This window comes from Zestomonas carbonaria (genome assembly GCF_904061905.1).
Lineage (GTDB): Bacteria > Pseudomonadota > Gammaproteobacteria > Pseudomonadales > Pseudomonadaceae > Aquipseudomonas > Aquipseudomonas carbonaria.
Genome location: NZ_CAJFCI010000085.1, coordinates 1 through 5,008, shown reverse-complemented (window position 1 = coordinate 5,008; position 5,008 = coordinate 1). Strand labels below are relative to the sequence as shown.

The following is a 5,008-nucleotide window of genomic DNA, read 5'->3' as shown; positions in this document are numbered from 1 at the left end:
CCCTCCGGCCGATACCCCAACCGCAACCCACCCCAATGCCGCCCCTGCACGAAGATCGGTACCGACAGGTCGTGCATCAACTCACCGGTATCGCGGGTGTAGGTCTGCAACAGCAGCGGCTGCCGATGGCTGCCGCAGCGAATCCCGGTGCGGTCGTCGAAACGTCGTTTGCTGCGGCTCTTCGCGGTGTCGATCTTCGGATCGCCGGTCGGCGGGGCGCTGAATGCCAGGTTGTGGGTCGGCACGTAGCCGTCCTCGGTGCAGGCGATGGCGAACACCAGCCCTTCGTGGCGTTGCAGCAGCGGTTCCTGGATCGCCGGCAGCACTTCGTCGGTGTAGCCGTCGAAGCGTGAGCGGTACTTGGTCGGCGTGGTGCCGGGCTGCGGCTGGTAACGGCGGTCGAACAGGTCGTCGAGGGTGAGGCGCCCGGCGGCGATGTCCGCTTCGAAACGCGCGGCGATCTGCGCGGCGCCCTCGCGGGCCAGGTCGTAGACGCGCTGGTGGTAGTCGTCCAGGCCGATCTCGGCAAGCCGCTCGCTGATGCTCTCGGCCTGCGCGCCCAGTTCGGCGGCGGCCTGGCCCAGGCGGCGGGTCTGTTCCTCGCTGTCGCCGAGGTCGCCGCGCACCTGGTCCACGGCGGCGAACAGGCTGCTCAGTTGTTCGCGGTTGACCTGGGTGGCGGCGGCGATTTCGCTGATCTGCCCCTCCACCGTCACCGCCAGGTCGGCGATGCTGCGCAGGTGCCCGCCGATGTGCTCGACCTGCTCGACGCCGCGATCCAGTTCGCTGGCCAGCATCTGGATCTGCTCGACCACGCCGGCGGTGCGTTGCTGGATATCCAGCACCATCTGGCCGACTTCCTCGGTGGCGGCGGCGGTACGGCCGGCCAGGCCGCGCACTTCGTCGGCGACCACCGCGAAACCGCGCCCGTGTTCGCCGGCACGCGCCGCTTCGATGGCGGCGTTGAGCGCCAGCAGGTTGGTCTGGCTGGCGATGGTCTGGATCACCTGGGTGACCCGCTGGATTTCCTCGCTGCGCTGGCTGAGCGCCTCGATGGTCGCCCGGTTGGTGCTGGCCCGCTCGCTGAGCCGGTGCATGACGGCGGTCGCCTCGCCCAGCAGTTCGTGCCCGGCCGCGCTGCTGCGCCGCGCCTCGATGGCCGCCGCCTCGGCCTGGCGGCTGCGCGCGGAGGTCAGTTCCTCGGTCCGCAGCATCACATCGGCGCTGGCGACGATGCGCGCCGCGGCATCCAGTTGCGAGTGCAGGCGCTCGCCGAGACGCCGCACCGCGTGGGCCACGCCGGCGGCGGACAGCGCGTTGTGGCTGGTGCGCTTCGACAACTCGTGGGCCAGGCGGTCGATCTGCCCCGTCTCGCTGCCCTGCCCTTCCGGAACGCGACGGGGCGACAGCAGGCGCGGCAGCCAGATCGCCGCCAGCACACCCAGCGCCGCCAGCGGCAGCGGAAGGACGGCGAGCCAGACACCGGCGAACAGGGCCAGGACCAGGATGCTTTGCGCGACAGGACGCATCGGAAACCTCGCGGATCGTCGCCACGCCGGGCCGGACCCGGGCGGCTTTTATGGTTGTGCCGGCATTTAGCGGCCAATCGCCACTGTCCCGCCATGGTTCCTTGGTCGTAGGCGACCGCTCCCGCAGCCGCGCACCTCGTCTACAGCATCGCCGCATGAGCACGCTCCCCGACACCCTGCCCCGCATCCTGGCCTGCCTGCAGGACACCCTCGGCGATCGGGCGAAACGGAGCTGAGCAGCTCCGCGAGCCGGAGCGCGGGTGTCCGGGGCGCGGACCACTCGGCCCCGCCCCCGTGGATTCCGACGGATCGCCCGGTCGCCTCGGCCCGCACTGCTAAAGTTTTCTGAGGCACACCTGTTCGGCAACTGGCAGGGGGCCTGTCCATGGCCGGCCTTGCATCATCCCCATCGGCCGCCTCGCGGCCCACACCCAAGGGACGGGCGCGACACCTCATGCTGGCGCTGAGCCTGCTGGCAGGCACGCTGGCGGCCGAACCACCGTCGCCGCCGCTGTCTCCCGAGATATCCCGCTTCGTGGTCGCCAACAGCGAGTTCACCCTCCTCCACGAGATGGGCCACATGCTCATCGCCGAACTGGACCTGCCGGTACTGGGCCGCGAGGAAGACGCCGCCGACCAGCTCGCCATCATGATCCTGTTCCTGTTCCGCGACGACCTGCCGGAGGAGGAGTTCGACGCCAAGATGCTGGCGATCGTCGACTACTGGCGGCTGGAATCGCAGCGGCCACGGCGGGCGGAGGAACGGGTGCCGGCCTGGGCTTCCCATGCGCTCGACGAGCAGCGCTTCTACAACATCACCTGCCTGGTCTACGGCAGCGACACGCAGCGCCTGGACTGGCTGCCGCGCGTCGCCGGGCTGCCGATGGAGCGGGCGCTGTACTGCGACCAGGAATACCAGCAGGCGCGCAAGGCGCTCGACTGGATCCGCCACAACAACCGCCGCGTCGCCATCCAGCGGCGGCCGCGCCTGCAGATCGTCTACGACCCGCCGCCGGACAACCGTGCCGATGAACAACTGGTCACCCAGATTCGCCAGGGCGGCCTGGAAGAGCTGGCGCGGCGCGTCAGCCAGGTGTTCACGCCGCCGCGCACCCTGACCCTGTGGGTCACCGCCTGCGGCTCGCCGGACGCCTGGTACAACCGCGACGAGGCGGTGCTGACGCTCTGCTACGAGCGGCTACGGCACTTCCGCGAACTGGCCGAGACGCTGCCGCCCCAGCGCCGCCCCGGCCCCGAGCTGGAGTGCGTCGCCACCTCGGAGCCGCCGGCCGGCGGCATGCTCAAACAGCCCGAATGCTGAAGCCCAGGCGCGGGAAGTGCACGTGCACCACACCGGCGCGCTCGTCCTCGCGGCGCAGGATCAGTTCTTCGCGCCCGGCGAACAGCAACTCGCCCTCGACCGGGTCGACGCCATAGTCGGTGGCGGCGATCGCCACCCGCTGACCGGCGCGGAAACCGTTGGGATCGACGAAGTCATCGACGGGCAGTTCGGCCGGCGTCGCGGCGCGGGCGATCTCGATGGCCTCTTCGGGGGACAGCTTGCTGGCCGAGCCGTGGCCGAACCCCAGCACCCGGTCCAACCAGGCCGCCACCAGCGGATGGTCATCCACCAGCGGCGCGGTCAGCGGCGAGGATTTGACGAACCACAGGCAGTGGGCCAAGGAGAAATCGGCCACCGACGGCTCGCCGAACAGGAAGTCGCCCTCCTCGCGCGCCAGTTGCAGCTCCAGCCGCGCCATCAGCACCGGCCAGTCGTTCTGGGCAACCTCCGCCGACGGACGAGTCGTCGTGCCACCGCTGAACAGCCGGCTGCGGTCGTCGAGGAAGGCCTGGATCATTTCGGCCGGCGCCCCGGCCATCCGCGCAGCCAGGGACTCCGGCTGGAAGATCAACGCCACGGCATACTGGAAAACCACCGAGTCGGCCCATTGCGAGAAGGCGGCGACGGTGAATTCCTGCCCTTCCGGAAACAGGCTCGGCACGCTCTTCTCGGCTTCCAGGCGGCGGGCGATCAGCGCGGTGTCGCAGTAGATGTCGGCGCCGATCTGCAACACCGGGGTCTTGCGGTAGCCGCCGGTCAGGGCCATCAGGTCGGGCTTGGGCATCACCCTCGGAATGAACACCGAACGCCAGGACAACTGCTTGAAGCCCAGCATCAGGCGGGCCTTTTCGGCGAAGGGGGAAGCCGGGTAGTGGTGGAGGATCAGCTCGTGCATGGCGGGCTCGTCGGCAAGGGAGTGAACCCGAAGCTTATCCCGGCCCGTCAGGCCGGCGTAGCCTCCCGGGCCGATATGAACGCATCAAGGGCATGAATGCCGTTCGCGACCAGGCGCTCCTTGGCGCCCTTGTTCAGTTGCTTGATGGCCCGCTCGCGGCGCAGCGCCTCGCCCTTGTCGGCGCAAGGCTCCACGTAGGCCAGCGCCTGCGCCGGGCTGGAATGGAAGAAGCGCGCGCCCTTGCCGCTGCGGTGCTGTTCGAAACGCCGCGCGGGGTCGTCGCTGATGCCGCAGTACAGGGCGCCATTGGCCGCCCGCACCAGGTAGACGAACCAGGGTTTGCTCATGCCCAGAACTTGTCGCGCAGGCGTTCGCAGTAGGCCACCAGCACCGGGTATTCCCGCGCCAACTGGCTGAGCGGATTGTTCAGGCTGCTCAGGATCAGGTTGGCCAGCACGCCATAGGCCGAGGCGTCGGCGCTGCAGGGTTGCAGGCCGCCGAAGTACGGCGCCGCGCCGAGCAGGTCGCTGAGCGCTTGCAGGTCTTCGCGGGCGAAGGCCAGCAACTCGTCCCGCGAATGCCGCGCCAGGCCCTGGGCCAGCAGCGACTTGTGGATCTTGCCGCGCACCAGCTTCGGCAGCAGCGCGCGCAACGGCCAGGGCAGCCTGTCGAAGAACACCGGCCTGAGTTCGTTCCAGCCCGCCTCGTCGATCCAGCGGAAGTACACCATCAGCGGCGCCAGGTGCTCGTCGCACAACCGCGTGATGGCCAGCGCCCGGCCCCGGCCGGCGGCATCCAGATGGTTGTCGAGGCCCAGCGCCAGGCGCTGGTCGAGGGTGCGCAGGATGATCGCCGAGTCGGCGATGACTTCATCGTCCAGCTTGATGAACGGCAACTTGCCCTTCGGCCCCTTGCCGGGATTGGCCACCGACTTGACCTGGTACTCCAGGCCCGTGAGGCGCAGGAAGGTTTCCACTTTCAGGCAGAAAGGGCTGGGGTTGGGCACTTTGAGTGCCGGCGGGAACTGGAACAGAGTGATCATCGGCGATATCCAGCGAGAAGGTCGCCGGCGAGTTTAGCGTCTGTGGGGGGATTCGTGGGGGCCTGGTGGTGGGTAATTCGGGCTTGCAAGACTTGGACTCCGCCCCTCACCCTAACCCTCTCCCGGAGGGAGAGGGGACTGATCGGAGTCAAGCTCAAGCCTCGGAGTCATAACCCTGCACCGTAAACCCCCTCTCCCTC

Annotated in this window: 5 protein-coding genes; 1 reads left to right on the top strand and 4 read right to left on the bottom strand. The window is 69.0% G+C overall.

Features of this window, described 5'->3' with window-relative positions; genetic code table 11:
* The coding region (locus PSEWESI4_RS25595; protein WP_187673641.1) for a methyl-accepting chemotaxis protein at window positions 1-1,529 on the bottom strand (1,529 nt) is incomplete at its 3' end.
* Between the two features lie 454 nt (window positions 1,530-1,983).
* Here PSEWESI4_RS25595 and PSEWESI4_RS23365 point away from each other — a divergent pair.
* Window positions 1,984-2,850: a DUF4344 domain-containing metallopeptidase gene (locus PSEWESI4_RS23365; protein WP_187673640.1), complete on the top strand. Its 867-nt coding sequence runs from the start codon at window positions 1,984-1,986 to the stop codon at window positions 2,848-2,850.
* On the opposite strand, the gene PSEWESI4_RS23360 is transcribed toward PSEWESI4_RS23365, so the two are convergent.
* From PSEWESI4_RS23360 to PSEWESI4_RS23350, 3 genes are read right to left on the bottom strand one after another with little or no spacing between them, the layout of a single operon-like run.
* Window positions 2,831-3,766 (bottom strand): glutathione S-transferase family protein, encoded by a 936-nt coding sequence (locus tag PSEWESI4_RS23360; protein WP_187673639.1) that lies wholly within the window; start codon window positions 3,764-3,766, stop codon window positions 2,831-2,833. The two genes, PSEWESI4_RS23365 and PSEWESI4_RS23360, sit on opposite strands and share 20 nt — an antisense overlap.
* Before the next feature lie 47 nt (window positions 3,767-3,813).
* The gene (locus PSEWESI4_RS23355; protein WP_187673638.1) at window positions 3,814-4,113 is read right to left on the bottom strand and encodes a GIY-YIG nuclease family protein; all 300 of its coding nucleotides are present in this window, start codon (window positions 4,111-4,113) and stop codon (window positions 3,814-3,816) included.
* A complete protein-coding gene (locus tag PSEWESI4_RS23350; RefSeq protein ID WP_187673637.1) occupies window positions 4,110-4,808 on the bottom strand; it encodes a glutathione S-transferase family protein in 699 nt (232 codons plus the stop codon). Before PSEWESI4_RS23350 ends, PSEWESI4_RS23355 begins: the two co-directional genes overlap by 4 nt.
* Between the last annotated feature and the right edge of the window lie 200 nt (window positions 4,809-5,008).